The 25755-nt window shown below is 59.8% G+C and carries 27 protein-coding genes; 10 read left to right on the forward strand and 17 right to left on the reverse strand.

The window, feature by feature from the left end; translation table 11 throughout:
• Positions 1 to 41: 41 nt before the first annotated feature.
• Positions 42 to 257, reverse strand: coding sequence for a 30S ribosomal protein S21 (gene rpsU, locus QUE75_RS03225; RefSeq protein ID WP_007153483.1), 216 nt, complete (start codon positions 255 to 257; stop codon positions 42 to 44).
• A gap of 234 nt (positions 258 to 491) precedes the next feature.
• Here rpsU and tsaD point away from each other — a divergent pair, with 234 nt between their 5' ends.
• A complete protein-coding gene (tsaD, locus tag QUE75_RS03230) occupies positions 492 to 1547 on the forward strand; it encodes a tRNA (adenosine(37)-N6)-threonylcarbamoyltransferase complex transferase subunit TsaD (protein WP_106694534.1) in 1056 nt (351 codons plus the stop codon).
• 12 nt (positions 1548 to 1559) lie between these two features.
• On the opposite strand, the gene plsY is transcribed toward tsaD, so the two are convergent.
• Complete coding sequence (gene plsY, locus QUE75_RS03235) at positions 1560 to 2153, reverse strand: glycerol-3-phosphate 1-O-acyltransferase PlsY (protein WP_058090724.1); 594 nt, start codon at positions 2151 to 2153, stop codon at positions 1560 to 1562.
• A 145-nt stretch (positions 2154 to 2298) separates the two neighbouring features.
• Between plsY and folB the strand changes: the two genes are divergently transcribed.
• Positions 2299 to 2670, forward strand: coding sequence for a dihydroneopterin aldolase (gene folB / locus QUE75_RS03240; protein WP_106694477.1), 372 nt, complete (start codon positions 2299 to 2301; stop codon positions 2668 to 2670).
• On the forward strand, positions 2667 to 3182 hold the full coding sequence (folK, locus tag QUE75_RS03245) for a 2-amino-4-hydroxy-6-hydroxymethyldihydropteridine diphosphokinase (RefSeq protein ID WP_106694478.1): 516 nt from the start codon (positions 2667 to 2669) through the stop codon (positions 3180 to 3182). The genes folB and folK (QUE75_RS03245) overlap by 4 nt, the downstream gene beginning before the upstream one ends.
• Here the strand turns inward: folK (QUE75_RS03245) and pgi are convergent.
• The 11 genes from pgi to dksA all read right to left on the reverse strand — a co-directional run bounded on the left by pgi (position 3165) and on the right by dksA (position 15164).
• The gene (gene pgi / locus QUE75_RS03250; RefSeq protein WP_286253608.1) at positions 3165 to 4826 is read right to left on the reverse strand and encodes a glucose-6-phosphate isomerase; all 1662 of its coding nucleotides are present in this window, start codon (positions 4824 to 4826) and stop codon (positions 3165 to 3167) included. The two genes, folK (QUE75_RS03245) and pgi, sit on opposite strands and share 18 nt — an antisense overlap.
• Before the next feature lie 54 nt (positions 4827 to 4880).
• Entirely contained in the window at positions 4881 to 5729 is an 849-nt protein-coding gene (panC, locus tag QUE75_RS03255) for a pantoate--beta-alanine ligase (RefSeq protein WP_061333537.1), read from the reverse strand.
• Complete coding sequence (panB, locus tag QUE75_RS03260) at positions 5726 to 6520, reverse strand: 3-methyl-2-oxobutanoate hydroxymethyltransferase (protein ID WP_061333538.1); 795 nt, start codon at positions 6518 to 6520, stop codon at positions 5726 to 5728. The genes panC and panB overlap by 4 nt, the downstream gene beginning before the upstream one ends.
• A 119-nt stretch (positions 6521 to 6639) precedes the next feature.
• Positions 6640 to 7140, reverse strand: a complete 501-nt coding sequence (gene folK, locus QUE75_RS03265) for a 2-amino-4-hydroxy-6-hydroxymethyldihydropteridine diphosphokinase (protein WP_061333539.1) — start codon at positions 7138 to 7140, stop codon at positions 6640 to 6642.
• Positions 7137 to 8507, reverse strand: coding sequence for a polynucleotide adenylyltransferase PcnB (gene pcnB, locus QUE75_RS03270; protein ID WP_286253611.1), 1371 nt, complete (start codon positions 8505 to 8507; stop codon positions 7137 to 7139). Before pcnB ends, folK (QUE75_RS03265) begins: the two co-directional genes overlap by 4 nt.
• A complete protein-coding gene (locus tag QUE75_RS03275) occupies positions 8500 to 8823 on the reverse strand; it encodes a hypothetical protein (protein ID WP_286253614.1) in 324 nt (107 codons plus the stop codon). The genes pcnB and QUE75_RS03275 overlap by 8 nt, the downstream gene beginning before the upstream one ends.
• Before the next feature lie 396 nt (positions 8824 to 9219).
• Positions 9220 to 10617 (reverse strand): sigma-54-dependent transcriptional regulator, encoded by a 1398-nt coding sequence (locus QUE75_RS03280; RefSeq protein ID WP_061333541.1) that lies wholly within the window; start codon positions 10615 to 10617, stop codon positions 9220 to 9222.
• 7 nt (positions 10618 to 10624) lie between these two features.
• Complete coding sequence (locus QUE75_RS03285) at positions 10625 to 13588, reverse strand: ATP-binding protein (protein ID WP_058090700.1); 2964 nt, start codon at positions 13586 to 13588, stop codon at positions 10625 to 10627.
• On the reverse strand, positions 13578 to 13754 hold the full coding sequence (locus QUE75_RS03290) for a hypothetical protein (protein ID WP_058090701.1): 177 nt from the start codon (positions 13752 to 13754) through the stop codon (positions 13578 to 13580). The genes QUE75_RS03285 and QUE75_RS03290 overlap by 11 nt, the downstream gene beginning before the upstream one ends.
• 4 nt (positions 13755 to 13758) lie before the next feature.
• Positions 13759 to 14676 carry a tRNA glutamyl-Q(34) synthetase GluQRS gene (gluQRS, locus tag QUE75_RS03295; RefSeq protein WP_286253620.1) on the reverse strand — a complete coding sequence of 306 codons (918 nt, stop codon included), beginning with the start codon at positions 14674 to 14676 and terminating at the stop codon, positions 13759 to 13761.
• A gap of 47 nt (positions 14677 to 14723) precedes the next feature.
• Complete coding sequence (dksA, locus tag QUE75_RS03300; RefSeq protein ID WP_058090703.1) at positions 14724 to 15164, reverse strand: RNA polymerase-binding protein DksA; 441 nt, start codon at positions 15162 to 15164, stop codon at positions 14724 to 14726.
• A gap of 178 nt (positions 15165 to 15342) precedes the next feature.
• Here dksA and sfsA point away from each other — a divergent pair, with 178 nt between their 5' ends.
• Entirely contained in the window at positions 15343 to 16074 is a 732-nt protein-coding gene (gene sfsA, locus QUE75_RS03305) for a DNA/RNA nuclease SfsA (RefSeq protein ID WP_286253623.1), read from the forward strand.
• Here sfsA and QUE75_RS03310 read toward each other — a convergent pair.
• From QUE75_RS03310 to QUE75_RS03320, 3 genes are read right to left on the reverse strand one after another with little or no spacing between them, the layout of a single operon-like run.
• A complete protein-coding gene (locus QUE75_RS03310) occupies positions 16058 to 16429 on the reverse strand; it encodes a Rieske (2Fe-2S) protein (protein ID WP_286253625.1) in 372 nt (123 codons plus the stop codon). The genes sfsA and QUE75_RS03310 overlap by 17 nt on opposite strands.
• Entirely contained in the window at positions 16426 to 16794 is a 369-nt protein-coding gene (locus QUE75_RS03315) for a pentapeptide repeat-containing protein (protein ID WP_061333546.1), read from the reverse strand. Before QUE75_RS03315 ends, QUE75_RS03310 begins: the two co-directional genes overlap by 4 nt.
• Positions 16795 to 16837: 43 nt before the next feature.
• The gene (locus QUE75_RS03320; RefSeq protein ID WP_286253628.1) at positions 16838 to 18424 is read right to left on the reverse strand and encodes a bifunctional aminoglycoside phosphotransferase/ATP-binding protein; all 1587 of its coding nucleotides are present in this window, start codon (positions 18422 to 18424) and stop codon (positions 16838 to 16840) included.
• Positions 18425 to 18557: 133 nt separating this feature from the next.
• On the opposite strand from QUE75_RS03320, the gene mrcB reads away from it, so the two are divergent.
• Both mrcB and QUE75_RS03330 read left to right on the forward strand, forming a co-directional pair.
• Positions 18558 to 20876, forward strand: coding sequence for a penicillin-binding protein 1B (mrcB, locus tag QUE75_RS03325; protein WP_318036580.1), 2319 nt, complete (start codon positions 18558 to 18560; stop codon positions 20874 to 20876).
• Positions 20873 to 21454, forward strand: coding sequence for a tetratricopeptide repeat protein (locus QUE75_RS03330; protein WP_286253630.1), 582 nt, complete (start codon positions 20873 to 20875; stop codon positions 21452 to 21454). Before mrcB ends, QUE75_RS03330 begins: the two co-directional genes overlap by 4 nt.
• 49 nt (positions 21455 to 21503) lie before the next feature.
• Here QUE75_RS03330 and QUE75_RS03335 read toward each other — a convergent pair whose 3' ends face one another.
• Positions 21504 to 22418, reverse strand: a complete 915-nt coding sequence (locus tag QUE75_RS03335; protein WP_286253631.1) for a DUF4382 domain-containing protein — start codon at positions 22416 to 22418, stop codon at positions 21504 to 21506.
• A gap of 193 nt (positions 22419 to 22611) precedes the next feature.
• On the opposite strand from QUE75_RS03335, the gene QUE75_RS03340 reads away from it, so the two are divergent.
• The 4 genes from QUE75_RS03340 (at position 22612) to QUE75_RS03355 (ending at position 25716) form a co-directional block, all read left to right on the forward strand.
• On the forward strand, positions 22612 to 23199 hold the full coding sequence (locus QUE75_RS03340) for an RNA polymerase sigma factor (protein ID WP_106694490.1): 588 nt from the start codon (positions 22612 to 22614) through the stop codon (positions 23197 to 23199).
• A 10-nt stretch (positions 23200 to 23209) separates the two neighbouring features.
• Entirely contained in the window at positions 23210 to 23914 is a 705-nt protein-coding gene (locus QUE75_RS03345; protein ID WP_286253632.1) for an anti-sigma factor family protein, read from the forward strand.
• A complete protein-coding gene (locus tag QUE75_RS03350) occupies positions 23911 to 24309 on the forward strand; it encodes a hypothetical protein (RefSeq protein WP_286253633.1) in 399 nt (132 codons plus the stop codon). The genes QUE75_RS03345 and QUE75_RS03350 overlap by 4 nt, the downstream gene beginning before the upstream one ends.
• Before the next feature lie 84 nt (positions 24310 to 24393).
• Positions 24394 to 25716: a tetratricopeptide repeat protein gene (locus QUE75_RS03355; protein ID WP_286253634.1), complete on the forward strand. Its 1323-nt coding sequence runs from the start codon at positions 24394 to 24396 to the stop codon at positions 25714 to 25716.
• Positions 25717 to 25755: the final 39 nt, after the last annotated feature.

A 25755-nucleotide genomic window follows, 5' to 3' on the forward strand; every position in this document is an offset into this window, starting at 1 on the left:
GCCGTTCCGGCAATCAGTCTTGCTGTCGATGCGCGCTGAACTCAGTACAGACGCTCGAACTTACGCTGCTCACGCTGAAGCTTCTTGAGATGACGCTTAACGGCGGCAGCTGCTTTACGCTTACGAACAGCGGTCGGCTTCTCGTAGTGCTCACGACGACGTACTTCAGACAGTACACCGGCCTTCTCGCAGGAACGCTTGAAGCGACGCAGTGCTACATCAAACGGCTCATTCTCTTTCACTTTAACAGCTGGCATTCGAAAATCACCTACCTGATAGATTCGGTTTCAATTGGTTCCGCCGGCCTTGGCCACGCGGGCTCGATACCTGGTCAGATTGGCTAAAACTCGACCAGTGCATAATTTAGGGCGGCAATGATAGCCGTTGGATATGTTCAGGTCAATGACTGTTCAATGAAACTGCCGGAGCCTTTCGGGTTTCTGCTAAAATGCCGCCAGTTCCACATTCCCATTTCGGACGCGGCCCAGACTATGCTGATTCTTGGTATTGAAACCTCCTGTGACGAAACCGGCGTTGCCCTGTATGACACCGAGCAGGGCTTGCTGGCCCACGCGCTGTTCAGTCAGATTGCTATGCATGCGGATTATGGCGGGGTAGTGCCTGAGCTGGCGTCCCGTGACCATGTTCGCAAGCTCTTGCCGCTGTGTGACCAGGTCTTGGCCAAGGCTGGCAGGGATCGTAACGATCTTGAAGGGATAGCCTACACCGCCGGCCCCGGGCTGGTTGGGGCGCTGATGGTGGGTGGTTCCGTGGCCCATGCTCTGGGTTTCGCGCTGGGCATTCCGGTGCTGGGTGTTCACCACATGGAAGGGCATTTGCTGGCGCCAATGTTGGAAGACAATCCGCCAGCGTTTCCTTTTGTTGCTCTGTTGGTGTCCGGTGGTCACACCCAGCTGGTTCGGGTGGATGGTATCGGGCAGTACCAGATGCTGGGTGAATCGGTGGATGACGCCGCCGGCGAAGCCTTTGATAAAACCGCCAAGATGCTCGGGCTGGATTACCCCGGAGGCCCCCGGGTGGCGGCGCTGGCGGAGAAGGGCCGGGAGGGAATCTACCGTTTTCCCCGGCCAATGACGGATCGTCCCGGGCTGGATTTCAGCTTCAGCGGTTTGAAAACGTTTACCCTGAACACGGTGAACGATGCGAAAGATAACGATGCCTTCGATGAGCAGGTAAAAGCAGACATCGCCCTGGCCTTTGAGGCGGCTGTAGTGGATACCCTGACCATCAAGTGCCGGAGGGCGCTGGAGCAAACCGGTTGCAAGCGCCTGGTTATTGCCGGTGGAGTAAGCGCCAACAAGCGGTTGCGGGCAGGGCTGGAAAAGATGACCGCGAAACTCAATGGCTCGGTGTTTTACGCCCGCCCAGAGTTCTGTACTGACAACGGCGCGATGATTGCGTATGCCGGTGCCCAGCGGCTCCAGAGCGGTCAAAGGGACGGTGAGCGCATTGTTTCGGTGCCGCGCTGGCCGATGAATACCTTGCCGCCGGTTAACGAGCCGCGGGCGAATGGCCTGGTCGATTAACCCGGCCGGGCTTTAAAGCCCGGTTTCCCGGCCCTGGGCGAGGCGGATCAGGTTGTTGCGGTGGCGCACCACGATCAGCAGGGTCAGCAGCCCGAACAGTGGCAGGGTTTCCGGCTCAATCAGCGCGCTGATAACCGGCCCACTGGTAACCGCTACCAGGGAGGCCAGCGCTGAAATGCGCCAGCGCCACATGATCAGCAGCCAAAGCAGCGCCATGATACCGGTGGTCACCGGCGCCAACGCCAAACCGGCCCCGAGCGCTGTGGCCACGCCCTTGCCGCCTTTGAAACGATAGAACAGGGGAATCATGTGGCCGGTGACCGCGCACAGTGCCACCATGGCCTGAACCAGTATCGACATACCCGCAACGTGTGATAGCCACACTGGCAGCCAGCCTTTGAAGGCATCCAGTACCAGTGTAGCCACCGCCGGTTGCCAGCCACCCGCCCGGTATACGTTGGTGGCACCGGGGTTGCCGGAGCCCAGGGCTCTTGGGTCAGGCAGGCGCCAGAGCCTGCATACCGGGATGGCAAACAGCACGGAGCCGGCCAGGTAGGCGCCGAAGCAGAGTGCGACAATCAGAACTGGGTTACTGGTCAGGTTCATGGCCATATCACGGGCGCGCAGACGGCGCCGGGTGTTCTGTGAGAAAATGCCCGCCCTGAAGCTCAGTACACAGGCAAACTCCCACACTATCGTTTGCCTGCACATTATTCAATCAGCCTTGAGTGGAACACACTGGGAGTCCGGTTTGGCAGAAGGTTTGGTAGACACAGTGCTCATCGAGGGCCTGGCAGTGGACACCGTGATCGGCGTTTACGATTGGGAGAGGGAAATCACCCAGAGGATACTGGTGGATCTGGAAATGGCCTGGGACAACCGTGTGCCCGGGGCTAGCGACAATGTCGCCGATGCACTGGATTACGCGGCCGTTAGTGAGCGGGTGAGTGAATGCCTGCAAACCCTGAAACCCCAGCTGCTGGAACGGGCAGCGGAAGAGATTGCTGCGCTGTTGCAGTCGGAATTTGGTGTGCGCTGGCTACGGCTGACGCTGAACAAGCCCGGGGCCGTGCCGGCTGCGCGCTCCGTGGGCGTCCGGATTGAGCGGGGAACGCGGGCATGAGCCGGGTTTACATCAGTATTGGCACGAACATCGAGCGATACCGCCATGTCACTGTTGCGCTGGACGCGCTGGCAGGGTGGTTTGGAGATTTGACCATCTCGCCGGTTTACGAGAGTGAATCCGTCGGTTTTGAAGGTTCCGATTTCCTCAATCTGGTAGTGGGAATCGACACCGGGCTTTCGGTGGGTGAGCTGTCCCGCCGGTTCAAGCAGTTGGAAGCCGACAACGGCCGAACCCGATCTGCGCCCAAATTCAGCCCTCGAACCCTGGACCTGGATATATTGACCTATGATGATTCTGTCGGGGTGGTCGACGGTGTCGAGCTGCCGAGGGCGGAGATCCTCAAGAATGCTTTCGTGTTGCGGCCGCTGGCAGACATTGCCGGGGCGGAAATGCATCCGGCCTGCCGGCAAACTTACCAGCAGCTCTGGCAGGACTACCAGCGTGACCAGAAGCTCTGGCCGGTCGACTTCAGCTGGCAGGGGTGCCAGATTTCACGGGCGGTTGGCTGACCTGAATAGGCGGATCATCTGGTCGGTGGCACTGTCGCCGGCGGTGCCTTCGAATTTATCCCCGAGCAGCCGGGGCAGGATCTGGTTGCCAATTTGCTTGCCCAGTTCCACGCCCCACTGATCAAAGCAATCGATATCCCAGATCACGCTTTGCACGAAGGTGCGGTGCTCATACAGCGCGATCACGGCCCCAAGGGTTGTCGGGGTAATCTTGTCCATCACCAGAATATTGCTGGGTTTATTGCCTGGGATTTCCTTGTGGGGTGCCAGGGCTTTTGCGTCAGCCGAGGCCAAGCCCGCCTGCAACAGTTCCTGTTCCGCCTCGGCCCGGGTTTTCCCGGCCATCATCGCGCTGGCTTGGCTCAGGCAGTTGGCAAACAGGGTAGCGTGGTGATGTTCCACCGGATTGTGGGACTGCAAGGGGATGATGAAGTCAGCCGGGATCAGCCGTGTGCCCTGGTGAATCAGCTGGTGGTAAGCGTGCTGGCCATTGGCGCCAACGCCGCCCCACAGGATTGGCCCGGTTTCGTAATCCACGGCGGTGCCGATCTGCGTTACCCGCTTACCGTTACTTTCCATATCCAGCTGTTGCAAGTGCTCCGGCAGATGCTTGAGGTATTCGTCATACGGTAGAACGGCGTGGCTCTGTGCATCCCAGAAGTTGTTGTACCAGACGCTCAGCATGGCCATGATCACCGGCAGGTTGCTGGCCGCTGGCTGTTCACGGAAGTGACAGTCCATGGCGTGAGCACCCTCAAGCAGTGCCCGGAAGTGCTCCATACCGATGGTCAGGGCAATGGGCAGGCCGATGGCCGACCAGAGGGAGTACCGCCCCCCGACCCAGTCCCACATGGGGAAGACGTTGTTGCGGTCGATGCCGAACCGGATGGCTTCGTCCACGTTGGCGGTAACCGCCAGGAAATGCCGGGCCACCGCTGGCTGACTGCCGCTCTTGTCGAGAAACCACTGGCGGGCCAGCAGGCTGTTATCCAGCGTTTCCTGGGTGCGGAACGACTTCGACTGCACCAGGAATAAGGTGGTTTCCGGGTTCAGCGACCTCAAGGTTTCGGCGATATCGGTGCCGTCAATGTTGGCAACAAAGTGGCAGTTCAACTGGCCGTGCCAGAAGGGTTTCAGGGCTTCCACCACCAGTTTCGGGCCGAGGAACGAGCCGCCGATACCGATGCTCACCACGTCGGTAAAGGGTTTGTTGGTATAGCCGGTATGGCGGCCCTCGGTGATGGAAGACACCAGCTCCGCCATTCTGTCGAGTGTGGCGTGCACTTCCGGAATAATGTTTTCACCGTGTACCCGAACGTCCTGGCCGCGGGGTTGGCGCAATGCCGTGTGCAGGGCGGGGCGGTTTTCCGTTCGATTGACGATGCCGCCATCAAACAGCGCGTTTCGCTGCTGCTCCAGGCCACAGGCCTGGGCCAGGTCCATCAGCGCGTTGAAGGTCGCATCGGTAAGCCGATTGCGCGAGAAGTCCAGGGTCAGGCCTGCGCCGCTCACCAGGTACCGCTGGGCTCGCTGCGGGTCGTCCCTGAACAGATCCCGTATCGGCGTTCCGGCCAGCAGATCCTTGAGTTGGGCCAGAACCCGCCATTCCGGGAGATGAGTCAGTGGTGCCGGTTTGTCGGGCATCAGAGGTTCCTTTCTGTTCGCCGCCGGGCAGTCTTCAGGCGGTGGTTCCTGGTGTTATCGGGTGACGCTAAGGTTGTCGATTAGCCGGGTCGTCCCTAAAAACGCCGCGACCAGAAGCGTCAGCTCCCGATCTGCTTCGCTGGCGGGTTTCAGCGTCTGGCTGTTCACAATGTTGAAATAGTCCGGGCGTAGCCCGGCTTTGGCCAGCGTGTCGTTCGCTTCCCGTGCCAGATCGTCAAAATCGGAGCGGCCCTGTTCCAGCTGCGCAGCCACGCTGGTCAACGTCTGATACACCACCGGCGCAATGGCTCTCTCCTCTTCATTGAGATAGCCGTTTCTGGAGCTTTTCGCCAGCCCGTCCTCTTCGCGAACAGTGGGGGCGCCAATAATTTCAACCGGAATCATCAGGTCCCGGGTCAGTTTGCGGATGACCGCCAATTGCTGGAAATCTTTCTCGCCGAACACGGCCAGGTCGGGCTGAACCATGTTGAACAGCATGGTAACGACCGTTGCCACACCTTCGAAGTGCCCTGGCCGGCTGGCACCGCAGTGCCCCTCGCTGACTTCCGGCACAACCACTTTGGTTTGTCGGGCCAGGCCCTCGGGGTAAATCTCGTCCGCCGAAGGCGCGAACACCAGGGTGTTGCCAGCGGCGGCCAACTTGTCCTGGTCGTCGGCGAGTGTGCGGGGGTAAGTGTCCAGGTCTTCGTTGGCGCCGAACTGCATCGGATTGACAAAAATGCTGGTGACAACGATATCTGCAGCCTCTGCCGCCTTCCGTACCAGCGAAACGTGGCCCTCGTGCAGGTTGCCCATGGTGGGCACCAGGCCAATGGTTTTACCCTGCTGCCGGTAGCTGCGCAGAATGGTTCGGAGTTCTTTAAGTGAATGTACGGTTCTCATGCCTTGAACGTATGCTCCTCGGCCGGAAATGAACGCGCCTTGACGGCCTGGGCGTAGGCGGCGATGGCCTCTGGAATAGAGTTGGTTTCCGCCAGGAAGTTTTTCACGAAGCGGGGTTTGCGACCGGTGGTGATGCCCAGCATATCGTGGAGCACCAGCACCTGGCCGTCGGTGTCTGCGCCTGCGCCAATGCCGATCACCGGGGCCCGGACGGCCTGGGTGATGCGGGCAGCGAGAGGGGCGGGTACGCATTCCAGAAGGATGACATCGGCGCCTGCCGCTTCCAGCTCGCAGGCATGCTCGATCATGGCTTCGGCAGCCTTTTCGTCACGGCCCTGAACCTTGTAGCCGCCAAACTTGTTAACGAATTGTGGCGTCAGCCCCAGGTGGGCGCAAACCGGTACACCGCGCTCACTCAGGGCTTCGATGGTGTCTTTCATCCAGTCAGTACCCTCAAGCTTGACCATGTGGGCACCGGCTCGCATCAGTTCTGCGGCGTTGTCCAGGGCGTCGGTCACGGTGCCGTACGACATAAAGGGCATATCGGCCATGATCAGTGAACCCTGGTTGCCTTTGGCAACGCAGCTGGTGTGGTAAACCATCTGTTCCATTGTGACTGGCAGGGTGCTGTCATGCCCCTGCAGAACCATGCCCAGCGAATCACCAATCAGGATAACGTCAACGCCGGCCTCGCTGACCACATGTGCGAAGGTGGCATCGTAGGAGGTCAGGGCAGAGAAGGCTTCGCCCTTTTGCTTGTATTCCCGCAGGGTATTGATGGTAACTGCCATAAGATCCTTGCCTTTTGGGTGGATGGGCCGGTTCTGGCTCGGGGTCGTCCGAGTTCAGAGCGATAGATTAATGCCGGGGTATATCTGACACAAGAGTAGCATGGGAGTCTGGCTTGGGGTCAGTGACTTCCGGCCTTTGGGGGCAATAATCGAAGCTGGTTGTCCGGGCATGCTTGTCGCAGTGTTTCAATGCTTCGGCCATCAGGCAGCGTCAGCTCGGGATTCAGGTCGAGAATGGGCTGCAGCACGAAGTCCCGGTTGGCCAGCTCGGCATGGGGTACGGTCAGTCGCTCGTCGTGGATGCTGTCGTTGCCGTAAAGCAGCAGGTCAAGGTCCAGGGTTCGGGGCCCCCAGTGGCGCAGTCGCTCCCGGCCGTGAGCCTGTTCGATGGCTTGAAGATGATCCAGTAACTGGTGCGGCGTCAGCTCCGTGGACAATTGCACGGCGCCATTCACGAAGTCCGGTTGATCCTGGGGGCCAACCGGCCGGCTGGCATAGAAGGCAGACTGTGCCAGCAGGGTGGTATTGGGCAGGCTGGCCAGTTCGGCAACCGCGCGTGCCAGCTGGGCGGTTGGGTCTTCCAGATTGCTGCCCAGCCCAACATAGGCCACTACCGTCATGCTTGGGGTGGCCTTTTGACTGGGCTGCGTTTGCGGCGCCGTTTACGCGGGGTGCTGGCGGAGCCTAGCTCAGACAGCATTTTTTCCTGCCCGCGTTCATCCAGGCGCTGGAATTCCGTCCACCAGTCGCCGAGGCCCGGTTCGATTTCGCCGGCGGATTCACGTACCAGCAGGAAATCGTACGCAGCCCGGAAGCGCGGGTGGGCCAGCGTGCCAAAAGCTCGCTTGCCCTGGCGCCTGGGCAGGCGCATCTGCATTTCCCAGATCTCTTTCATCGGGCCTGAGAAGCGTTTCGGAATGGCTGTGGCCTGCACCTGCCGGCCAATGACTTTGCCGATGGCGCCATGAAGGGCGGGCTGCACCGGGTCGCCATTATCCTGGCGGCGGCGCCATTCCACTTGCAGGGCCGGCCAGAGCATGGCGGCAAACAGGAAGTAAGGCGTGACGGATTTGCCCCGGGCAATCCGGGCGTCGGTATTGCGCAGTGCCTGGCGAATGAGTTCGTCGGATTCCCCGGCGTCGATGGCCTTGGCGGTTTCCGGGAACAAGGGCGCCAGTAGGCCGTACTCGCTGAGCAAGTCGTAGGTAGCTTCGCCATGGCCCGCCGAGAACAGCTTGAGCACTTCATCAAACAGCCGGGCCGAGGGGATGTGAGTCAGCAATGGCGCCAGTTCCCGGATGGGAGCTTCGGTGTCCGGTTCAATTTCGAAACCCAGTTTAGCGGCAAAGCGGATGGCGCGAAGCATGCGAACCGGATCTTCCCGGTAGCGGGTTTCCGGGTCACCGATCAGGCGGATCTGGCGATTTTTCAGATCGTCAACGCCGTTGGCGTAGTCGATGATCGTGAAGTTGCGGATGCAGTAGTAAAGCGCGTTGATAGTGAAGTCACGGCGCAGGGCGTCTTCTTCCTGGTTGCCGTAGACATTGTCCCGCAACAGCAGGCCATGCTCACTGGTTCTGTGCTCATCGGCTGCCGGTTCGTCTTCGGTGTCCCGGGCGTTGCCCCTGAAAGTGGTCACCTCGATGATTTCCCGGCCGAATACCACATGCACAATCCGGAACCGGCGCCCGATCAGTCGGGAATTCCGGAACAGGTCGTGAACTTCCTCAGGGGTAGCGTCGGTGGCAATGTCGAAATCCTTTGGCTGCCCGCCCAGGAGGATGTCGCGCACGCCGCCGCCCACCAGATAAGCTTCATAGCCGGCTTTGTTGAGCCGATGCAGGACTTTTCGTGCGGGCTCGCTGATCATCGAGCGGGACACGGTGTGCTGATCCCGGGGGATCTCCTGCCGCTGGTAGCGTCGGGCTTTCTTTTTCCCGTTGCCGGGAATGAAGGAGCGTAGTTTTTCTACAAGTCGTTTAGGCATGAAATTCCGTGATTGCGATGCGCAAAGACGGGGATTTTAACGGTTTGCGCAGGAATTGCACATGTTTAGGCAGAAACGGAAATAGAAAAGGTGATTTTTGTTCAGGGGTTGGGGCGGTCAGGGTGAGTCTGTAGGCCAGATAATCAAAAGGCGGATTCGTTTTCACGAACCCGCCCTGAAAGCGTTGACGATCTGCATTGTTTTTGTTGTTGCCGGGATTCTTTTTGATTTTTCTACCCCACCGTGTTGTCCCAACAGTAAGGACATCAAATAACGCAAACGGAAAGCTTTGAATACATAGAGCGGTCAGGAGCAAGGTGCGGGTTATCGGGGTAGTTGCAGTGCCGCTTCAGGAGCGATTCTTCTCTACATCTACAACTCGCACATGCCTGGGGACCACTAAAAAGCAAAGTACCCAAAACACTCAGTTCGCTTGCATCCTGTTCTTGTTTTTGTTGCTGGATGCTCATGCAGCTTTTTGTTTTTGTTTTGCCGCTGCGTTGTCACTTTTGTTTTTGTTGTTGTGCGCTAATAAGAGTGCGAAGGCTGTGCCAGTTTTTGAAAACCTTTAATTAACAGAGGGTTATGTTTTTGTGAGAAATAAGTGTTACCCCGTATACGTCTAAAGTGTTACCTGTCTCACGTAACCTGAGTCGGAAGTGTTACCTTGGGGAACGCTGGGTAACAAATGATTTCGGGTTCATTTCTTTGTTCAGGAACTTTTCTTGCGGGGAATACCCAAACGCTGGCGACGTTCCCACAGAGATTTCCGGCTGATGCCCAGTTTCTGGGCCAGCTCGGTTTCGCTCATCCGGTCCTGGTTCTCCAGCACAAAATGCTGAAAGTAGTCTTCCAGAGACAGGTCGTTGGCGGAGTCCGGCTCACGGGTGCGGGTCTGCTCGTTGTTGCCTTCTACCAGGGTTTCCGGAATGTACTCGTCACTACCCTCGTTATCGAGGTCCAGCACTGCGGGGGTAATGATGTCGCCGTCGGTGAGAATGGACGCCCGTTCGATGGCATTCTCCAGCTCCCGCACGTTTCCTGGCCAGCGGCACCGCTCCAGCGCCTGCATGGCCTCCGGGCTGAGACTGAGCTCCGGCCGTCCGAGCTTCTCTGCCTGCCGCTTAAGGAAACGGCGGGCCAGGCCCAGAATGTCTGACCGGCGTTCTCGCAGGGGCGGAATTCGGATTTGCATTACGTTAAGGCGGTAATACAGGTCTTCCCGGAATTCTCCGGTGCGGGTCATTGCTTTCAGGTTCCGGTGGGTTGCGGCAATCATGCGCACATCCACTTTCCGGCTCTGGGTGGAGCCGACCTTGCGGATCTCGCTTTCCTGCAGCACGCGCAACAGCCGGGCCTGGGCTTCCGCTGGCAGTTCGCCGATCTCATCAAGGAACAGGCTGCCGCCATCGGCGGCTTCAATCAGGCCGGTACGGGCGGAAACGGCGCCGGTGAATGCGCCTTTCTCATGGCCGAACAACTCCGATTCAATCAGGCTTTCGGGGATGGCTGCGCAGTTTACGGAAATCAGCGGTTTGGTGGCCCTGGGGCTGAGCAAATGCAGGGCCCTGGCCGCCAATTCCTTACCGGTGCCGGACTCGCCCTGTATCAGGACGGTGGTTTCGGTCGGGGCCACCTTGCGAATCAGCGTGAACACCTTCTGCATGGGCTCGCACTGGCCATACATGATGGCTGCCGGGTCGGATTCGGTCGCCTGGTGCTGCCCGGCGCTCTCGCCACTGCCGGGCTCATCAGGCTGCGCACTCTGGCGAGCCAGGATGTTCTCCACGGCTGCGAGCATTTCATCGTGATCAAAGGGCTTGGCGATGTAGTCCACGGCGCCAAGTTTCATGGAGTCCACGGCTGAGCGCAGACTGGCATAGCTGGTCATGATCAGCACCGGGGTATTGGGCGCCCGGTTGATCATCTCGGTACCCGCCGCGCCGGGCAGGCGCAGATCGGTGATGATCAGGTCAAAGCCGTCGGGTTCCAGGTTGTCCGCTTCCTCAACGGAGACGGCATCCGCCACTTCGTAACCGGCGTGCTGCAGAAGCTTGCGGACCGCAGAGCGGATGATGTCTTCATCTTCAACTATCAGAATACGGGGCATATCGCGTTCACGACCTTTCGTTCGGGGTGCTGTTGCCGGTATCGGTGTCTGGCTCGTAGGCGGGCAGGCGTAACCTTACACAGGTTCCCCGCTGGCGTTCGGTATCTGCCGGGCTTTCCACCTGTACGTTGCCATAGTGTTCTTCAACAATGCTGTACACCAGTGAAAGCCCAAGGCCCGTACCTTTGTTCGGTGCTTTGGTGGTGTAAAACGGTTCAAAGATATGGTCCAGCTGGTCAGCGGGAATGCCGGTGCCTTCGTCAATCACTTCGATGATAGCGGAGTAGCCATCGCCCTTTCCACTGACCCGGATGGTACCGCCGTCTGGCGAGGCATCCCGGGCGTTGGCCAGGAGGTTGACGAAGACCTGCACCAGGCGTTGCTCATCCCCCAGTATCTGCAGGTTTTCCGGGCACTCGTTCCGGTACTGGATGCCCATGCCCTTGTCACTCAGCGACAACAGGTTGATGGATTCTTCCACGCAGCGGTGGATGCTGACCGGCTCATAGCGGTTGGCATGGGCGTGGTTGCCGGTTCGGGCAAAGTTCATCAGTGACTGCAATATGGCGGAGATGCGTCGGGTTTGCTGCTGTATCTGGTCTGCGGTTTCCAGGATGGACGGGTCGTCGGTTTCCAGTTTCAGGTTCTGGGCCAGCGACGAAATACCGGTGACCGGGTTGCCAATCTCGTGCGCAACACCGGCGGCCAGTCGGCCCACGGAGGCCAGCCGTTCACTGTGCATCAGCTCGTCTTCCAGTAATCGGGTTTCGGTCTGGTCTTCCACCAGAATGATCGAGCCACCTTCCGGATGGTCCGGCCCGCTCAGGGCAGCCTTATGAAGGTTCAGCCAGTGGGGCTTGCCGCGCAGGTCGAGCCGGTGCTTGTAACGGTGCAGGTCGTCGCCCCGGTTGAAGTCGTCCAGCAGGGTATGCCAGTGCTCCGGCAGGGCCATCAGTTTGGCGCCGACCACCTCGTCGGCAGAAATGCCAGTGAGCGATTCGATGGCGTGGTTCCACATCAGGATTTCGCCATCCTCACCGACAGAGCAGGCGGGTATCGGCAGGTTCTGCAGGGTCTGCCGGTAGTGGCGCCGCAAGTTGTCGAGCTCCCCGGCCAGGCCGGTAAGCTGGTTCTGGTAGTCGCCCAGCGCCCGCTCCACATAGCGGATGTCCTGGCCGGTGCCGCCGTGGGTCAGGGGTTTGAAGCCCAGATGGCGTTTGACAATATCCCTGGCTACGGCGGGGCCCAGCAAGCCCGACAGGTTGATTTCAACCTGATCCCTCAGGCGCCTGAGCTGGTAGGGGCGAAACTCCACATTGGGCAGCTTTAATTGCCCCAGTGCACGCTCTACTTCCCGTCGGGCCACGGTCGGGCCCAGCGGGTCGGTCAGATGTTGAACGAAGTCGTTGGAGGATGTTGCCAGCAGTTCCCTGCGCTGTGGGCGAGACAGCGCACCCAGGGAGCAGGCCTGTGCCGCGCTGGTTTCTTCCGGAGACGCGGGGCTCAGGATTGAGACCAGTGCAAACACCGAAATGTTGGCCGTCAGGCTGATGAAAGTGAACAGGTGCCAATTGTCATAACCCGGGGTGACCGGAAGATCCAGCCAGGACAGCAGGTCGGCGGCGTAGGAAAACGGCAGCACCAGGGTGGTCATCCAGATGGCCAGGCCGGTCAGCAGTCCGGCGATCAGACCGCGCCGGTTGCCCTCCGGCCAGTAGATAACGCCGAGGGCGCCTGGTAGCAGCTGCAAGGTGCCGGAGAGCGAGATGGCTCCGAGGATGGACAGGTCCAGGTTCTGGCCAATGGTTTCGTGGAACAGCAGCGCCAGAAACAGGATAACGGCAATGAGCAGGCGTTTTACCCACTGCAGCCATTGATAGATGTCGCCCTGGTCTTTGGGAGTTTTCAGGGGCAGCACAACATGGTTGAGAACCATGCCCGACAGCGCCAGGGTGCTGACGATCATCAGCCCGCTGGCGGCGGAAAGCCCTGCGATATACATCAACAGTGTTAGCGCCGGGCTCTCCAGTGCCTGGGCCACCCCGATACTGAAAAACGCCTGGGGCACAACAACACCCAGGGCCTGGCCGGCCCAGACAATCAGGGGCACTGGCAGGCCAAGCAGTAGCAGATACAGGGGCAGGCCCCAGCTGGCTTTCGCCAGGGCCCTTGGCGAGGGGTTCTCGCTGAAGGTCATATGGTACATGTGCGGGAGGACCAGCGCGGCGGCAAACGACATCAGCAGCAGGGCCCGCCAGCTGCCATCATTGATCGCCATGGTCATGGTTGCCTCGGGGTGTGAGGCCCGGGCCAACCATTCTTCAAGCCCGTCGGTGCCGCCGAACACACCGAATAACACCACACCGCCCAGCACCAGCAGGGCAACCACCTTGACCAGGGAGTCAAAGGCGATGGCCAGCACCAGCCCCTGATGGTTGCCAGAGCTCTGGTGCCGGCGTGCGCCAAAGAGCATGGTGAACAGCACGACGATCAGGCTGAACATCACGCTGATGGCTTTGGGCGAGGTGTCAGGCGCGAGCAGGGACGCCGATACCGCAACAGCCTGAATCTGCATGCTCAGCAGCGCCAGAATGGCGGCGGCTGAGCAGAGTGTCACCAGGGTGCCGGCCCACTGGCTGCGATAACGATAGGCAAAGAGGTCAGCCAGGGACGTCAGTTGATAAGCGCGGCCGATGCGCAAGATCGGGTTCAGCAACACCGGCGCCAGCAGAAAGGCCCCGGAGATACCCAGATAGTAAGCCAGAAAGCCGTAACCGGATTCCGCCGCCATGCCGATGGCGCCGTAGACTGCCCAGATGCCGGCGTAGACGCCAAGGCTCAGGGTATAAACCAGAGGATGCCGTACCCACTGACGCAGCAGGGTGCCCCGCTCGGTACTCCAGGCAATGCCGAACAACAGAATCAGGTACAGGAGGCTGGCCAGTAGCAGGCCGCTGGCGCTAAAACTCATTGGGGTCTCGCCGCCATTCAAGCCAGAAACCGATGGCAATCAGGCCACCCCAGATCACATAGGGGCTATACCAGGCGTTGTCTGGTGAGGTCCACCAGTCCAGGATGTTGGGAGAAAAAATATAAATGGCCAGTACCAGCAAAAAGACCAGGCGGTAGATATACATCGGCTCAGTGGTCCGGACGCAAGTGTGTGTTTGGGGTTATACCACGGGCCTGCCGGGATGTCAGGGGGATGGCGTGCCGGCGCCAGTTTTCCCGGCCCCAGGCGAGCACATCGTCCACCGTTGCCTGCACAAGCGCGGGCGGAGGCTGTTGGCCAAGGGCTGCCAGTGCGTTGACCAGGTTGGCGGCGGGCTGCTGATCATCCAGTGCCGGAGCGTGGGTCTGTTTGCTCAGCTTCTGGCCCTGATCGTTCACGACGACCGGTATATGCAGCCACTGTGGTGACTGGGCACCAAGAGCCCGGAAAATCTGTTGCTGCTGGGCGGTCATGTCCAGTAAGTCGGAGCCCCGCACCACGTGGCTGATGTTCTGGTCTATATCGTCCACCACCACGGCCAGTTGGTAGGCGTAGAAGCCTTCCTTGCGCAGTAGCACCGGGTCGTCCAGCTCTGCCGCTACTTTCTGTTGCTGATCGCCCAGCAGCAGATCCTGCCAGTGGCTGACTTCGTCGGTCAGGGCAAACCGAATGGCGTAGGGAGTGTCACCGGGTGCAGGCTGGCCATCTCGGCAGTGGTCCGGATGATAACCGCCGTGCTTTTGGAGCAGTTTTCGGGAGCACCGGCACCGATAGGCTTTATGCCGCGCCAGAAGCTGGTCAATGGCGGCCTGGTAGGCGTCGTGGCGCCGGGATTGAAACCGTACCGGTTCGTCAGGAAACAGCCCGTGGCAATCCAGGGAATGGAGAATCTGGCCGGTGGCCTCGGGGGGCTCCCGTAGCGGGTCCAGGTCTTCGATGCGAACCAGCCAGTCGCCACCGGCGGTGCGGGCTTCCAGCCAACTGGCCAGGGCGGTTACAAGGGAGCCGAAATGCAGCGGTCCTGTCGGGGAAGGGGCAAAACGCCCACGGTACCGTGGTTGCTCCATAGAGACTCAGTAAGCCGGCTGCTCATGCGGCCGGCTATCGGTGGGGCTCAGATGCCAGTCTGGCGCTCGCGGATTTCCGCCAGGGTTTTGCAGTCGATGCACAGTGTGGCCGTCGGGCGAGCTTCCAGGCGACGAATGCCGATCTCCACGCCGCACTGATCGCAGAAGCCGTAGTCGTCTTTGTCGATGCGGTCGATGGTCTGGTCAATCTTTTTGATCAGCTTGCGCTCGCGATCCCGGGTGCGCAGCTCCAGGCTGAATTCTTCTTCCTGGGTTGCACGGTCACTGGGATCCGCGTAATTTGCGGCGTCTTCCTGCATGTGGTGCATGGTGCGGTCCACTTCTTCCATCAGCTCCTGTTTCCATTGCAGGAGCAGATTTTTGAAGTGCTGCAGCATGTCAGCACTCATGTAGTCTTCACCCTTTTTCATTTCATAAGGGGTGAAATTGGTAAAACGTTCGCGTGGTTGTTCTGCAGTGTTTGCCATTGAACCCGGCCTCTTGTTTGTACTACTACAAGAACGCTTTGCTTCCGCCGCGCCAGCACGGTTGCTGCGCGGTTTAACCCTGGATAAAAGCATTCGTCCTGAAACGGGAATTTGCGGAAAATAGCAGATTAGTCTCAGGGTGGCCAGCCTTGTGACAACGACTTTTTGCGGAGATCACATGAAGTTTGCTGAACCTTTGGTGGAAGGGCGGCTGATTCGCCGCTACAAACGCTTCCTTGCCGATGTGCGATTGCCCGATGGCGAGGAGGTAACGGCCCACTGCCCGAACACCGGCTCCATGCTGGGCTGCCAGCCCGATAACGCCAGGGTCTGGCTGAGCCGTAGCGATAATCCCAAGCGCAAGTTGAAGTACACCTGGGAGCTGGTGGAAACCGCCCCGGCGGTATTTGCCTGCGTGAATACCGCCCGTCCCAACGCCCAGGCACGGGAGGCCATTGAAGCCGGGCGGGTACCGGAGCTGGCCGGTTACACAGAGTGCCGGGCAGAAGTGCGTTACGGTGATGAGAAAAGCCGGATAGATTTGTTGTTGTCGGGCCATCCGGCGCGGCCAGACGCCTGGGTTGAGGTGAAGAATGTCACGCTGGCGGACGGTTCAAGCGGCTATTTCCCGGATGCGGTGACCGAAAGGGGCCAGAAGCACCTTCGGGAACTGATGGCGCAGGTTGCAAAAGGCGACCGGGCGGTACTCTTCTTTGTGGTTAACCACACAGGAATCGAAAGGGTGCGCCCGGCGGATCATATTGATGCCCACTATGGCGAGTTGTTACGCCAGGCGAAGGCCGCCGGGGTCGAGGTGCTGGCTTATCGCGCCGCGCTGTCGGGACCGGATGGCAACCCGGGAGGCGGGCTGGACCTGACCGAAGCGGTGCCGGTCAGTCTCCAAGCCTGATTTCGATCTGGTCACCGTTCTGGCGTACCTCCAGGGCGGTCAAGGCATCGCCCTGGCAAGGGCCCGCAATGCATTCACCGGTGCCGGGCTTGAACAACGCGCCGTGGGTAGAGCATTGGATAAACAGGTTGTCGGCGTCCATGAATTTGCCCGGCATCCAGTTCAGTTCGATGCCCAGGTGCGGGCAGATGTTCAGGTAGGCTTTCGGCTCGCTACCATCCAGAAACACAAAACCGGTCAGGGGCATGCCTTCCGGTTCACGGGCTTTCTGTTTCAGCCGGAATTCAATAAACCGGCCTGGAACCAGTTCCGTTGCCGGGCAAACGGTCTCCCAGGGATGGTTCTGTTCCGTCATTTTGGCAGCAGGGCGTATCGCATGCGGGTGCCGTGGTTCAGTGACATCACGATTTCATCGGCCTCCAGGCGATGGGGGAAATAGCAGCCGGAGATCTTGGCGCTGGCGATGCTGGCACCCTCCATCCGGGATTTGGAAAAGTCGATGCCGCGCAGGTCGGCGCCCCGGAAGTAAGCGTGGCGCAAATCCAGCCCCTTGGCGTCGAGGCCGCGTAAATCCAGGCCCCGGAAGTCGCCATGGGCAAAACTGGGCAGGTCGCTCAGTTTTGCTTTCTCGGCATTGAACGCCTTGATGTCTTCGCTGCGCAGTATGTCATACAGCGGGTGATCAATCTGATGCAGTTCGTGTTCCTGAATGTCGTCCATCTCACACCTCGAATGGAATGATGCCAAGCGTACGCAGGTAAGTTTAGACGCTTTGGCTCGGTGGCAAGCCAAAGTGCTGCCGAATTCGGTCTGCAACTGCTTCTGCTACATGCTCCTGGTCGGTATGCAGGTGCACGGTGTGGGTTTTCTCCTCCACCGTCAGTGGCTCGAACCAGCGTTGCTGTGCATCCAGCAGGTCTTCGGTGGCTTCCGAGGCATCGCCTTTGCGTTTGCGCACCCACTCCCGCCTTAGCTGTTCCGGGGCCTCGCAGTGCAGCAGCGCAAAGGGCACGCCCTGGGCCTCGGCCACCTTGGCAAAGAGGGTGCGTTCGCGTTCTTTCAGGCAGGCGGCATCCACGATGACAGAAAGCCCGGAGGCCAGCAGGTCCTGGGCCAGATTGGCGAGGTGCTGGTAAGTCTGTTCGGTGACTTCCGGGCTGTACAGGTCCGTGCCAACGCCGGATTTGCTGTCGTCCAGCGGTCCAAGGCCGTGCAACCGCTTGCGCTCAACATCTGAGCGCAGCCTGATCAGGTTCAGCTCGCCGGCCATGGCGGCACTGACGCAGGTTTTGCCGCTGGCTGAAAGCCCGGTGGTGGCCAGCAGGTAATGGTTGGGGATCTCGCCGTAATCTTCCGCCAACTGGGCGTAATCCCGGTAGCGTTGCATCAGGCCGGCTTTTTCGCCCTCGCCCAGGCTGGGGTTAGCCATGGTGAACAAGGCAATCTTGGCCCGGACCATCGCCCGGTAAGCCTTGTAGAGCGGGAGCAGCGCCAAGGCTTCGAAATCGCCCCGGTATTCCAGATAGCTGTTCAGTACCAGGTTGGCCAGCAGCGGTTCACGGCGGGATTCCAGGTCCATCAGCAGAAACGCCAGATCGTTGATGACATCAATCCAGCGGAACGGCTCATTGAATTCGATGCAGTCGAACACCGTGACCTGATCGTTGAACACCGTAATATTGGCCAGGTGCAAGTCGCCATGGCATTCCCGCACCATGCCCTTGGTCCTGCGGCTGGCAATCAGCTCCCGGTGCCGCTCGAAGGTGGTCCGGGTCCATTCTTCCAGATTGTCCAGCTGCAGCAGCAGGGTGTTGTCGTCCAGCATCGGGCGAATCTGGTCGAAGTTTTCCTGCATCGCGGCGTACACCGCTTCCGGGGTGCCCAGGGGTTTATCTTCGGCAACGGCAGGCAAGCTATCGTGGAACTGCGCTACCTGGCGGGACAGGTTGGTGAGCATCTCCGGTGGCAGGTCACCGCGCTCCTGGCGCTTGTCGAACAGCTGGTCCTGGTCGAACTGGCGCATGCGGATGGCGTATTCAAAGGCTTCTCCCTCGCCGCCGATAACAGGTTGCTCCGGTGTGCCGGTAATGGGCAAAACGTCCTGGTACAGTTCCGAGGCCAGGCGGCTGTTGAGTCGGAGTTCTTCCTCGCAGAAGTGCTTGCGGCGCGCCAGGGTGGAGAAGTCCAGAAAGCCGAAATCCATCGGTTTTTTGATCTTGTAGGCGTAGCTGCCGGTCAGTAACACCTGTGAAATATGGGTTTCAATGACCTGGAAGCCCTGTACCGGGTGGTCATACAGTGCCGGGTTTTGCAGTGCCTTGATCAGTGTTTCCGATGGGGTCGCGCTCACGGTGTGCTCCTGGTTCCCTGAACTCATTGATTTTTATCGCTCTGTTCTGATTGGCCTACTATAACGGGCGGATTACAGAAATAACACACAACAGACCTGCCGAAGGGGTCGCCCGCTTCGTTATAATCCGGCCATGACCAAATCTCGTTCCCCCCGTAAAAAATCGTCCAAATCCAGGCCAGCGGCCAAACGCAGCGGTTTCTGGCGTTTCATGTTTCGTGTCGGGGCCCTGGGCCTGGTGCTTCTGGCCGGCTGGATGGTGTACCTGGATGCGGTTGTAACCTCCCGTTTTGAGGGCCGCCGTTTTGAAGTGCCGTCCCGTGTCTACGCCCGGCCGTTGGAGCTTTATGATGGCGCGAGCGTAAGCGCGGCAGGCCTTGCCCGGGAGCTGGAATTGGCCGGCTACCGGGCCGGAGATGGCGTTCGGGCCGGGACTTATCAGCGAAATGGCGGGCGGTTTATGATCAGCGCTCGTGGTTTCAGGTTCCCCGATGGTGAAGAGCCCAGGCGCCGATTGTCATTGGTGGTGTCGGGAGACCGTGTTCAGTCGTTTTCGGTGGTCGCCGGCCCGGATTCCCCGATTGTCCGGCTGGAACCGGCCCAGATCGGCGGTATCTACCCCTCCCACCGGGAGGACCGGGTGCTGGTTCGGCTGGATGAAGTACCGGAACTGTTGCCCCTTGGCCTGATGGCTATTGAGGATCGACAGTTTTACGATCATTACGGCGTTGCGCCGCTGTCTATTGCCCGGGCCATGCTGGCCAACGTTAAAGCCGGGCAGATTGTGCAGGGCGGCAGTACCCTGACCCAGCAGTTGGTGAAGAACTTTTTCCTGACCCGCGACCAGACCCTGGTACGCAAGGGCAATGAAGCCTTGATGTCGATCCTGCTGGAATGGCATTACGAGAAAGACGACATTCTGGAAACCTATCTGAACGAGGTCTACCTTGGCCAGGCAGGCAACCGCAGCATCAACGGCTTTGGCCTGGCCAGCCAGTTTTTCTTTGGGGAGCCCCTGAAAGATCTGGACGTTCATCAGATTGCCCTGTTGATCGGCATGGTCAAAGGCCCCAGTTACTACAATCCGCGCCGACACCCGGAGCGCGCCAAGGCTCGGCGAGACCTGGTGCTGTCGGAAATGGCCGAGGCCGGGCTAATCAGCGCTGATGACGCTACTCGCGCTATCGGCCAGCCCCTGGGTGTGAGCGCCCGGCCGTCCTATACCGACAGCCGTTACCCGGCGTACATTGACTTGGTGCGCCGGCACCTGGGGCGCGATTACCGTGAAGAAGACCTGCAAAGCGAGGGTTTGCGCATCTTCACCACCCTGGACCCGGCGGTTCAGGATGCGTCAGAAAAGGCGATTCGCGATACTCTGCCCCGGCTGGCCCGCGGTGAGACCCGCGAGGCTCTTGAAGCGGCCCTGGTGGTCACCGCCAAGGACACCGGCGAGGTGTTGGCGCTGGTGGGCGGAAAAGACCCGGAGTTTGCCGGTTTCAACCGTGCGGTGGACGCCCGCCGGCCGATTGGCTCGCTGATCAAACCGTTTACCTACCTGGCAGCTCTGGAGCAGGCCGACCGGTATACCTTGATTACGCCGGTACAGGATCGCGCGTTTACCCTGGAGTTTGACGACGGCCGGTTGTGGCAGCCCAAGAACTTTGATGGTGAGGAGCGTGGCGAAGTGCCCCTGCACCTGGCCCTGTCCCGATCCTACAACCTCCCGGCAGTGCGTGTCGGGCTGGATGTCGGCATCCCGCGCGTGCAGAAAGTGTTGAGGGCATTTGGGGTGACCACACCGATTTCGGACTATCCCTCGCTGCTGCTTGGCTCGATGTCGTTGACGCCGGCGGAAGTGGCCCAGCTCTACCAGGGGCTGGCTACCTCGGGCTTCAACACACCCTTGCGGACCATTCGGGAAGTGACCGATGCCCGCAACGAGCCTTTGTCTCGCTACAGCCTGAAGGTCGACCGGGTTGCCGATCCCGCTGCTGCGCACCTGGTGCAGTACGCCATGCAGGAAACCATGCAGGAGGGGACGGGCCGCTCTGCATACCTCACCCTGCCTGATCGCCTGACATTGGCGGGAAAGACCGGCACAACCGATCAGGGCCGGGACTCCTGGTTTGCCGGGTTCAGTGGTGATTATCTGGCGGTGGCCTGGGTGGGGCGTGACGATAACGGCCCCACGGTATTGACCGGCGCCTCTGGCGCCTTGCCGGTGTGGTCTGCAATGATGGCGCAGTTGCCACAGCATGGCTTTTCACCGGTCATGCCGGACGGTGTCCAGTATCATTGGGTCAATGCCCGCGAACAGGCATTGACGGGAGAGCGGTGTGAGGATGCCCGTCTGGTGCCATTTATCGCCGGCAGTGAGCCCCGGCAGCGCCTGGACTGCGAAGGGCAGTTCGGCCGGCAAATACGCAGTTGGTTTGAAGGATTGTTCCGATGAATAAAACAACGATTACCCGCGCCGGTTGCCTGGCCATGGCGCTGGGTCTTGCAGGTTGCGCCAGCGGCCCCGGGGGTGGCTCTATCTACGTACCTATGGGCGGCGACGATCGCTCGAGTGCGCCGGAACCGCCAAGAACCGCGGAACCGCAAGAAGAGTCTGAGCCCCGGGTATGGCGCAAGAGCGAGCAGCCCGAGGTGAGTGAGCCGGAGGCGCCCGCTACCCGCTCGCCCAGTTATCGGGAGTCCGGTGACGAACTGCCGGCCGCAGCGGTCAGCCTGATTCGTGACGCCGACCAGCGCCTGGCGCAGGGGGACTCTGCCGGCGCTATCGCCCGCCTGGAGCGGGCACAACGCATAGCGCCGCGTTCCTCAGAGGTTTATTTCAAGCTGGCGGAAGCCTATGTGTCTGGTGACAATCTGGGGGCGGCAGAACAGTTCACGCTGAAAGGTCTGTCGCTGGCGGGTAACGATTCGAGGATGCAGCGCTCGGGTTGGTTGCTGCTGGCGGATATTCGCCGGGCCAGGGGTAATGTGGCCGGGGCCGATCAGGCTGAGGCCCGTGCCGGGGCTTTGTAGGGCGAGAAAGGAGCCCCGAAACTAACGGGGCTCCTTTGATTCCAACTATTTATTCGAACGTTACAGAGGTTTCTTCACCTGCCTGGACGACTATTTCGATGCCTTCGGCAGGCACAAACGTGAGATCTTCATCGGCAGGGGAGCCATCGGTGTCTTCGAGCTCATCGATATCACAGGTGTAACTTACCGTGTAACTGCCTTTTGGGATAAACCACGCTCCGTATTCATACGTTTCGGTATCCACGGGCGCGACTACGAGGGGCTCGTTTGAACTACCGAGATCGTCGGGAATGACGTCATGTCCTTCGTGAATATAGACGGCTCCCGCGTAAGTGGAGGGGTTTGAGCCGGAGTCAGAGCAGGTTTGTGTAAGAAGGGTTGGGTCAATCGCACCGGTAATAGTCCCGACCTGACTGTTGTCCGCAAGTCTGAGGACGGGTTTGAGAAGGTATCTGCCCAGTCCTGGCGGATTAATAAGCGATTTACGGACGTCAAAGTCGATAGTGAAACTCACAATGCCGTCCGCAGGCACAACAAAGCCGCTAGTCTGGAGCCCGCGAGTATCTCCGGATGGTACGAAAAGACCATGAACACCACCGTTGTCATCGACAACAGAAAAGGTGCTTTCATCCCCTAGCTTTAAACGAACCCACTCGTATTGGCCTGCAGGGAGCTCCTGCTCGCTAATCAAGGTTGCGACGGTGCCATCCTGCAGGTCTAGCAGATTAATATTCTCAAGGCCGGAGGCTGGATCTACATCGAACCTGATAATCTCATCATCCCGTTTTAGCTCCAGCGCCACGATCGAGATGTTGACCTCTTGGACGCTGTCTACAGCTGCATCGGTCAGGTTGAAGGACGCTGTACCGGTAGCGTCTGAAGATGAGTTAAGGCCGTCGCCGCCACAGGCGGCCAATGCGGCCGCAAGGGCGGAGACCGCGAAAACTTGGGTTGAACGCTTCATAAATCCTCCGGTTCGTATCCGTTTCGTTGTTTATCCGGCGTTGCAATCGCCAGTAATGACTTCACGATCCGGAATCGCTGCGGGTTCCCCTCGATTTGATTAACATTTACACATGAGTTGGTCATAATTCGCCGATAAGGGCAGGGCTGTTATAGACTGCGCGCTTCCGTAAACCGTCATCAGGCAGTACTTTTTGGCCATTCTTCCGTTTCGCCCATCCGCCCAAAAGCGATTTCAGCGCCTGGTGCAGCCGCACCTGACGGCGTTGCACAGCTTTGCCTATCGATTAACCGGTAGCCTTCAGGACGCCGAGGATCTGGTGCAGGATGTGGTGGTGAAGCTCTACCCGCGCCTGGATGAGCTGGAATCCGTGGATCAGCTCAGGCCGTGGTTAAACCGGGTGTTGTACCGTCAGTTCATCGATTCCGTCAGAAAGAAGGGGCGCCAGGCCGATCGTCCGGTGAGCGAATTGATGGAGGCGGAGAGTCAGTCTGATTGGCTCGACAGCCAGATGTCGGACGATCAGTCGCCCGAGCTGGAGCTAAACAAAGAACGGCTTGGCCCAATGCTCGACCGGGCGCTGGAACAGATGTCGCCGGACCAGCGCACCCTGCTGTTGCTTCACGATGTGGATGGCTGGCGCCAGGAAGATGTGGCGGAAGTGTTGGGCGTGCCCATCGGAACCGTCAAATCCCGGCTGCATCGCAGTCGGGCTGCCTTGAGGAAGCATCTTCAGTTGGCAATGGAACCGGATGATGATTCCGGGCGTCTGGAACATTGAGGTGATAACTATGTCCTGTCGGCAAATCCAATCACAATTGCCCGACTATGTTCGGGGCCAGCTGCCCGCCGATGAGTCGCAGGTGGTGCGCGTGCACCTGGAGAGTTGTGCTCTGTGCCAGCAGCACGAGGCGTTCGAGCGCTCGCTGATGTCCGAATTGGCTTCACGCTGCAGGCTGCCGGAACCGTCACCGGGCTTTGAAAACCGGGTGTTCGGCCAGCTTCCCGCACCGGCCTCCAATCACAAGGTTCATGTGGCCTGGGGCGGTGCCGTTGCGGCCGCGCTGGTGCTGGGTCTGATGCTCGGCCACGGGGGAGATAAACCCGCGCTTGAGCCGGAAGTGGCAGCCACGGCCCCGGCCGAAGAAGCGGCGGCTCCGTCAGAGCTGGCGCCGGTGGAACGAACGGTACGGCTGGCCTTTAATGCCGGTGAAGCCCTGGATGATGTTACCTTGACACTGGATCTGCCGCCCCATGTAGAGTTGTCAGGCTTGCCCGGTCAGCATCGGGTCAGCTGGCAGGTGAGTCTTGTACAGGGCGACAATGTGCTGGAGTTACCCTTGACGATTCTGTTTCCCGGCGCCGGCGAGTTGGTTGCCGAACTCGATGCCAACGGTCGTCAGAAAGTTTTCAGGGCGATGGTGCCCCAGTACCCGAACGATGATGGCCCGGCAGCCTCCGGCAGTCGGACAAATCACGAGGAGCCTGCAACATGAGCGTTTGTGAATCCTGGTGGCGGGCCAGCTCTTCCCGCTTGATGCTGGCGGCCGTGCTGGTAGTGAGCGCCCCTTTGGCGCTGGCTGACGACCTTGATGTGACCATGAGAATGGTGGACGACAGCGAAGATCTCACCGGTGCCGTGACTCGGGAAATACGCCTGCCGGAGTTGCCCGGATTGCGCCGCCATGAACGGGGTAATACCTTTGCGCCCGGCAGGGCAACGGCAGAGGATGCCAGAGAGCGGGGGCGGGAATTTGGCCAGTCGGTCTCCGAGCGTGCCCGGGAAGTCCGGGGTGGAAATCCGGATATCGGGCGCGACAGTCTTCCGGAAACTGTACGGGATCTTGACGAACTGAGGCCTGAGCTACCGTCACCATCGTCACGTCCCTGATCTTTTATCTGTGTTAACCTCAGGGCTCGCCCGGAACGGGGCTGCCCCGGCCGGTTCCGTTGATGTCGAGCCTGAGGTTTTCGGTTGTTCAAGACCCTTCGTTTTGTGGGCCTGTTGGCCATCTCCGCTGTCGTTGTTGCCGAGCCGGATCAATCCGCGCAGCAGGCCATGGCCACTGGCATTGAACAGTTTCAGCAGGGCGATTATCCCGCCGCACGGCAGCAGTTTGAAGCGGCCAGGGAGCTGGGGCACGACAGCCCGGCCCTGACCTACAACCTGGCGGTCACCTACTACAAAACCGGTGATTATCCGGCCGCCGAAGCTCTGTTTCTCCAGCTTTTGCAGGGGCCAAATCAGGCTCTTGCCCACTACAATCTCGGTCTGGTTGCCCTGGCGGATGGCCGAACGGCCGAGGCAGAACGCTGGTTTCAGGAATCTGCCCGTCAGGAAGCGCCAGAAACCATCCGTGAGCTGGCACAGCGGCAGCTGGCCAAACTGGCCGAAGTCGCCCCCTCTGACTCGTCCTCGATGAAATCGATTGCCCAAGGCTACTTGGCTACCGGGCTTGGATACGACAGCAATGTGGCCGGCGTTCCCGACGACTCGCCGAGCGACAGAGGCAGCTTTTTCGCCGAGCTGGTGGCGGCGGGCACTCTGAGCCAGCCGGTCAGCGAGCACTGGCGGGTGGTCTGGGATGGCGTGATTTATGGTCAGGATTATACCCGCGGCCGGGCGGACGACACGTCTGTGGTTCAGGCCCGGGCGGCCGGGGTGCGCCGCTTTGACCAGTGGGAACTTGGCCTGCGTGCCGGTGCCTCACGGGCCTGGCTGGGCAATGATGAGCTGGAAACCCGTGTAGGCCTGAGCCTGTTCGGCCGTTCCGGCGTTTGCCCGTTATCCGACTGGCTGTCCGGCTGTTCATGGTCGGTGTCAGCGGATCAGGTGAATGGTGGCCCGGATTACGCCGCCTATGATGGCCAGTGGTACCAGTTTGAAGTCCGTGCCGAACAAAACGTTGATTGGCTGCTTGTTGAAGCATTCTATCGTTGGCAGCGCAATCATCGGAAAGACTTTCAACAGGACGAGTTTTTCGCCAGCGTATCCCCGGTCCATCATGAACTGGGCGTTGAGGCGATTTATCCGGTTGGGCCGGCTCTTTCGGTAGGGGCGGAGGTTGCCGTGCGGCACAGTCGTTACGAAGATCCACACCAATGGCTCGAACAAGGCACACTGGCCACTCAGCGGCGCCGGGATGTGCGGCGGGAGTTCGGGCTGATGGCGGAGTACGCAATCAGTCGGCAATGGCTGGTGCGTAACCAGTGGCTGTTCCGGGATCAGAATAGCCGGATTGACCGGTACGATTACCGTCGTCACACCTATACAGTATCGCTGGAAGGGGTATTCTGAAAACCATCAGCCCTGGCCCGAGGTGGCCAGAGCTGACAA

Source organism: Marinobacter shengliensis (assembly GCF_030297115.1).
Classification (GTDB): domain Bacteria; phylum Pseudomonadota; class Gammaproteobacteria; order Pseudomonadales; family Oleiphilaceae; genus Marinobacter; species Marinobacter shengliensis.

Excerpts from the sequence above, each read along its gene's own strand:
- rpsU (WP_007153483.1), bottom strand. The coding sequence starts at position 257 with ATGCCAGCTGTTAAAGTGAAAGAGAATGAGCCGTTTGATGTAGCACTG.
- tsaD (WP_106694534.1), top strand. The coding sequence starts at position 492 with ATGCTGATTCTTGGTATTGAAACCTCCTGTGACGAAACCGGCGTTGCC.
- plsY (WP_058090724.1), bottom strand. The coding sequence starts at position 2,153 with ATGAACCTGACCAGTAACCCAGTTCTGATTGTCGCACTCTGCTTCGGC.
- folK (WP_106694478.1), top strand. The coding sequence starts at position 2,667 with ATGAGCCGGGTTTACATCAGTATTGGCACGAACATCGAGCGATACCGC.
- pgi (WP_286253608.1), bottom strand. The coding sequence starts at position 4,826 with ATGCCCGACAAACCGGCACCACTGACTCATCTCCCGGAATGGCGGGTT.
- panC (WP_061333537.1), bottom strand. The coding sequence starts at position 5,729 with ATGAGAACCGTACATTCACTTAAAGAACTCCGAACCATTCTGCGCAGC.
- panB (WP_061333538.1), bottom strand. The coding sequence starts at position 6,520 with ATGGCAGTTACCATCAATACCCTGCGGGAATACAAGCAAAAGGGCGAA.
- folK (WP_061333539.1), bottom strand. The coding sequence starts at position 7,140 with ATGACGGTAGTGGCCTATGTTGGGCTGGGCAGCAATCTGGAAGACCCA.
- pcnB (WP_286253611.1), bottom strand. The coding sequence starts at position 8,507 with ATGCCTAAACGACTTGTAGAAAAACTACGCTCCTTCATTCCCGGCAAC.
- QUE75_RS03280 (WP_061333541.1), bottom strand. The coding sequence starts at position 10,617 with ATGCCCCGTATTCTGATAGTTGAAGATGAAGACATCATCCGCTCTGCG.
- QUE75_RS03285 (WP_058090700.1), bottom strand. The coding sequence starts at position 13,588 with ATGAGTTTTAGCGCCAGCGGCCTGCTACTGGCCAGCCTCCTGTACCTG.
- QUE75_RS03290 (WP_058090701.1), bottom strand. The coding sequence starts at position 13,754 with ATGTATATCTACCGCCTGGTCTTTTTGCTGGTACTGGCCATTTATATT.
- gluQRS (WP_286253620.1), bottom strand. The coding sequence starts at position 14,676 with ATGGAGCAACCACGGTACCGTGGGCGTTTTGCCCCTTCCCCGACAGGA.
- dksA (WP_058090703.1), bottom strand. The coding sequence starts at position 15,164 with ATGGCAAACACTGCAGAACAACCACGCGAACGTTTTACCAATTTCACC.
- sfsA (WP_286253623.1), top strand. The coding sequence starts at position 15,343 with ATGAAGTTTGCTGAACCTTTGGTGGAAGGGCGGCTGATTCGCCGCTAC.
- QUE75_RS03310 (WP_286253625.1), bottom strand. The coding sequence starts at position 16,429 with ATGACGGAACAGAACCATCCCTGGGAGACCGTTTGCCCGGCAACGGAA.
- QUE75_RS03315 (WP_061333546.1), bottom strand. The coding sequence starts at position 16,794 with ATGGACGACATTCAGGAACACGAACTGCATCAGATTGATCACCCGCTG.
- mrcB (WP_318036580.1), top strand. The coding sequence starts at position 18,558 with ATGACCAAATCTCGTTCCCCCCGTAAAAAATCGTCCAAATCCAGGCCA.
- QUE75_RS03330 (WP_286253630.1), top strand. The coding sequence starts at position 20,873 with ATGAATAAAACAACGATTACCCGCGCCGGTTGCCTGGCCATGGCGCTG.
- QUE75_RS03335 (WP_286253631.1), bottom strand. The coding sequence starts at position 22,418 with ATGAAGCGTTCAACCCAAGTTTTCGCGGTCTCCGCCCTTGCGGCCGCA.
- QUE75_RS03345 (WP_286253632.1), top strand. The coding sequence starts at position 23,210 with ATGTCCTGTCGGCAAATCCAATCACAATTGCCCGACTATGTTCGGGGC.
- QUE75_RS03350 (WP_286253633.1), top strand. The coding sequence starts at position 23,911 with ATGAGCGTTTGTGAATCCTGGTGGCGGGCCAGCTCTTCCCGCTTGATG.